This is a genomic window from Leifsonia sp. SIMBA_070 (genome assembly GCF_046534635.1).
Taxonomy (GTDB): domain Bacteria; phylum Actinomycetota; class Actinomycetes; order Actinomycetales; family Microbacteriaceae; genus Leifsonia.
On record NZ_JAWRYK010001082.1, the window covers coordinates 1 to 229 of the forward strand.

Genomic DNA, 229 nt, shown 5'->3' on the forward strand with positions numbered 1-229 from the left:
CCTCGGCCGCAGCGCGGTTCTTATTGTCGGTCAGACACTCGATGAGCATCGCCGTGCCGCCCTGGCCGTAGGCCTCGTACATGATGGTGGTGTACTCGACGGCCTCGCCGCCGATACCCGCGCCCCGCTTGATCGCGCGGTCGATGTTGTCGTTGGGAACCGACGTCTTCTTCGCCTTCTGAACGGCGTCGTACAGCGTCGGGTTGCCCTGCACATCGGCGCCGCCCAT

Annotated in this window: 1 protein-coding gene; it reads right to left on the bottom strand. The window is 65.5% G+C overall.

What is annotated here, in order from left to right; genetic code table 11:
* A partial coding sequence (locus SB754_RS23475) for a YebC/PmpR family DNA-binding transcriptional regulator (RefSeq protein WP_410784633.1) occupies positions 1-229 on the bottom strand: 229 nt, incomplete at both ends.